At 58.7% G+C, this 4,046-nt stretch carries 3 protein-coding genes and 1 pseudogene; all 4 read right to left on the bottom strand.

The annotated features are described in order from the left end of the window. Window positions 1–1,115 (bottom strand): annotated as a pseudogene (gene astB, locus RT340_RS18300) (N-succinylarginine dihydrolase); the annotation flags it as partial. After that, complete coding sequence (astD, locus tag RT340_RS18295; protein WP_313377440.1) at window positions 1,115–2,581, bottom strand: succinylglutamate-semialdehyde dehydrogenase; 1,467 nt, start codon at window positions 2,579–2,581, stop codon at window positions 1,115–1,117. The pseudogene astB and the gene astD, both read right to left, overlap by 1 nt. Next, on the bottom strand, window positions 2,578–3,609 hold the full coding sequence (gene astA, locus RT340_RS18290; protein ID WP_160834592.1) for an arginine N-succinyltransferase: 1,032 nt from the start codon (window positions 3,607–3,609) through the stop codon (window positions 2,578–2,580). Before astA ends, astD begins: the two co-directional genes overlap by 4 nt. Next, the coding region (locus RT340_RS18285; RefSeq protein WP_313377439.1) for an aminotransferase class III-fold pyridoxal phosphate-dependent enzyme at window positions 3,606–4,046 on the bottom strand (441 nt) is incomplete at its 5' end. The genes astA and RT340_RS18285, both read right to left, overlap by 4 nt.

The following is a 4,046-nucleotide window of genomic DNA, read 5'->3' as shown; positions in this document are numbered from 1 at the left end:
ACCCCGCGCAAACGCGGACAGGCTGGTCCGCCGCCGTTACACATGCTCTCAGGGGGATCGAACACCGTGAGTGCGCGAATTGGCCCGCCGCTCTCCACCAGCCCGGTCAAATAGCGCCATACGCCGGCGTGCTGGCGTGACTCTTCTGGCAGCACCAGTCGCATGCCACCTTCAGGATGCTGCAACAGTTGGCTGTTAAACAGATAGGTATTCACCGCGTCGGCTACTGACACTTTATCGCGCGGCGCCACAATCGGCTGGAAACCGGGCACCCGCGCAGCCAGCTGTTGTAATAACGCCGGCTGATCGACAAACGCCTCTTCATGGCAGAACAGCACCTGCTGGTTGCTGACGGCGATGACATCGTTGTGGAATACGCCCTGATCGATCACCAGCGGGTTTTGCTGAGCAAACAGCGTGCGATCGTCGTCGAGCTGATGCAGGCGCGCCACCGCGGCACTGGCTTCCCGCGTCTGACGTGCCGGATAGCGTGCCGGTGCAGCACCCTGCTGTTGACCATCACGACCATAAACAAACAGCTGAACACCCGCATCGCCGTAGTCCGCACCAAAGCGGTTATGGTTGGCAGCACCTTCATCGCCAAACAGCGCCACCTGCGGCAAAGCATCATGCACGCTGAAATGTTGCGGATCGCGGAAAATGGCGCGCAGCAAGTCGGCGGTTTCCGGCGCTTCGATGGCACGGTGGAATTTATTGTTGAGGTTAGCCACGGTGAAGTGCACGCGGCCATCGGCGCTATCAGCCGAAGGCGATACAGTGGCGGCATTGGCCACCCACATTGCCGAGGCAGAACTGGCCGCGGACAACAGCTGCGGCGCCTGCTGAGCCGCTTTCGCCAGTACCTGTTCGTCCGTGCCAGCAAAACCGAGCTGGCGCAGTAGCGGGATATTCGGCCGTTCATGCGGCGGGATCACCCCTTGCACGTAGCCCATGTCCGCCAGCGCCTTCATTTTCAACAGGCCCTGCTTTGCGGCCAGGCGCGGGTTTGAAGGCTGCAGCTGATTGCGCGTCGACGCTTCATTACCGAAAGAGAGCCCGGCGTAATGGTGCGTCAGGCCGACCAGTCCATCAAAATTGGCTTCAAACGCTTTCATTATTCAGCTCCTTCCGCGGAGAAATCGAGTCCCGGCGATAAGCTGCCCGGTAAGGCCAGGCTTGGGCTCTCTAAAGATGCCATCGGCCACGCGCAGTAATCCGCAGCATACCAGGCACTGGCGCGATGGTTACCGGACGCACCCACACCGCCAAACGGCGCTGAACTGGCGGCACCGGTTAACGGTTTGTTCCAGTTAACAATGCCGGCACGCGCTTCCAGCAGCAGCTGATCGAACTGCGCACGCTGCGGAGAGATCAAGCCGCAGGACAAACCGTAACGCGTCTGGTTAGCGATACGAATTGCCTGATCATACTCGTCGTAACGGATCACCTGCAGCAGCGGACCAAACACCTCTTCGTCAGGCAGTTTCGCCACGTCGGTCATCTCAATGATGCCTGGAGTGATAATGGCGCTGTCGCGATCCGGCCAGTGCATCGCTAGCAACACCTTACCGCCCAGATCGATACGCTGCTGCCAGGCTGCGTAAATATGTCCGGCGGCGGCAGGTGAAATCACGCTGCCCATAAAGGGTTGCGGTTCAGCATTCCATGCACCAGGTTGCAGACGTCCGGCCACTTCCACCAAACGCTGCAGGAAGGCATCGCCTGCTGCTCCGCTTTTCACCAGCAGACGACGTGCACAGGTGCAGCGCTGCCCGGCGGTAATAAAGGCAGACTGAATCGCGATGTGTACTGCACCATCAAGGTCTGAAGGATCTTCAACAATCAGCGCATTGTTACCCCCCATCTCCAGCGCCAGCATTTTCTCAGGCTGACCGGCAAACTGGCGATGCAGGTGATAGCCTGTTGCGGCGCTGCCGGTAAACAGCAGACCATCGATTTGTGGCTCATGCGCCAGTGTCTGCCCGGTTTCGCGCGCGCCCTGCAACAGCGCTATCACGCCCGCTGGCAGTCCCGCCTGCTCCCACAGTTCAACGGTTTTTTCCGCTGTCATCGGCGTGAGTTCACTTGGCTTAAATACCACACAGTTACCCGCCAACAGCGCAGGAACGATATGACCGTTCGGCAGATGACCAGGGAAATTGTAAGGACCAAACACGGCAAGCACGCCATGCGGGCGATGGCGTAGCGAACTTTCGCCGTCGGCCTGTTCTCCGGTACGCGTGTGGTAGGCTTTCACCGAGATGGCGATTTTGTTGATCATTGCCTGCACTTCGGTCAGGGTTTCCCAGCGCGGCTTACCGGTTTCTTTGGCGATGGTCTCTGCCAGTGCAGTTTTGTGGCTCTCGAGTAATGCGGCGAAGGCTTCCACTACCGCCTGACGCTCCGCCAACGGCTTGCGTGCCCACGCGGGAAAGGCCGCGCGTGCCGCTTCACAAGCCGCCGCCACTTGCGCACCTGTCGCTGCCCGACCCTGCCACAATGTTTCACCGTTCACCGGGTTTTGTTTGGTTAACGCTTCCGCGCCGCCTGTCAGCCATTGACCATTAATGAAGTGCGTCATGCTTTTTTCTCCTCGCGGCACAGCGTGACCACACGCAATGCATCGCCATAATCGCAGCGCAACGCCGTGCGCTGATGTTCATTGATGCGGACTTTTCCGCTCGCCATATCGACAGGCAGCAGCGCCACACGGAAATGCTGGTAATCACCGTTGGCGACCAGACACAGCGGCCAGCTTTCGTCCGCTTCCCCGGCTTCGGCCTGAAGCAAATGGCTTTTACGAATGGCGCGAATGCGATCAATCTCGCACTCCAGCGTTGGGCCGCCGTCGAAGATGTCGACGTAATTGAGATAACGAAACCCTTCGGCTTCCAGCACGGCGCGCGCGGGGGCCGTTTTCGGATGCACTTCACCAATCACCTTCTGCGCCGCTTCGCTGAGATAGTGGATATACAGCGGATGCTTTGGCATCAGCTCGGCAATAAAGGCTTTCTGCCCGGTGCCGCTGAGGAAATCGGCCTCACGAAACTCCATGGAGAAGAAACGGCTACCGACGCTGTCCCAGAACGGGGAATGACCGCTGTCATCACTGACACCGCGCATCTCTGCCACCACATGCTTCATAAAGCGGTCGCGGAAATTAGCCATAAACAGGAAACGGGATTTCGACAGCAGATGGCCATTTTTGCCATCACGATAATCGGGATCGAGGAACAGGGTGCACAGCTCGCTGCTGCCGGTGTGATCGTTACTTAACGACAGTGTTGGCAAGCTGGCATAAACGTTTAACTCTTTCGAAGCGTGCACCTGGGTGCCCACACGGAAGTTGTACCACGGGTCTTGCAGACCTACGGCCACCTCAATGGCACAGATACCGACAGCACGGTTGTCTTCGCTGTCGGCCAGCACAAATACATAGCCTTGTTCAGCACGCGATAACGCGCCCTGCCAGGTGAGCAGAGAACGCTCGATTCGCGCTTTCAGTGTATCGCTATCGGCGGGCAGCGAAGTTAAGCCGCCCCCGGTTTTGCCCGCCAGCGACAGCAACTGCGCAAGGTCGTCACGTTCGACGGGGCGAATCACCATCATGATGCAGCTCCTGTGAGCACACGAGCGCAGGCACGTTCAAAGCGCGCCAGTCCCTCTTTCACTTCCGCTTCGCTGATATTCAGCGCTGGCGCGAAACGCACCACGTTAGCACCGGCAATCAGCACCATGACACCTTCTTCAGCCGCCGCCAGGTTGAATTGCTTCGCTTTCCCGGCAAAATCTTCATTCAGCACGGCTCCAATCAACAGCCCAAGACCACGAACTTCTTTAAAAATCGGCAGGCGCTGATTCATCTCCTGCAAAGCATCGACAAACCACTGGTGGCGCTGCGCCACGCCCGCCATAAAATCGGGTTGGTTTATCAACTCCATCACTTTACCGGCGACGGCACCCGCCAGCGGGTTACCGCCGTAGGTGGTGCCATGGGTACCCACGCCCATCACCAGCGCCAGATCTTCGCGCGTCAGCATCGCGCC

Origin of the sequence: Pantoea sp. CTOTU50773, from assembly GCF_032082325.1 — a bacterium.
GTDB lineage: Bacteria > Pseudomonadota > Gammaproteobacteria > Enterobacterales > Enterobacteriaceae > Pantoea > Pantoea communis.
The sequence above is the reverse complement of the archived record's forward strand: the minus strand, read 5'-3'. Positions and strand labels throughout refer to the sequence as shown.

Excerpts from the sequence above, each read along its gene's own strand:
- astA (WP_160834592.1), bottom strand. The coding sequence starts at position 3,609 with ATGATGGTGATTCGCCCCGTCGAACGTGACGACCTTGCGCAGTTGCTG.
- astD (WP_313377440.1), bottom strand. The coding sequence starts at position 2,581 with ATGACGCACTTCATTAATGGTCAATGGCTGACAGGCGGCGCGGAAGCG.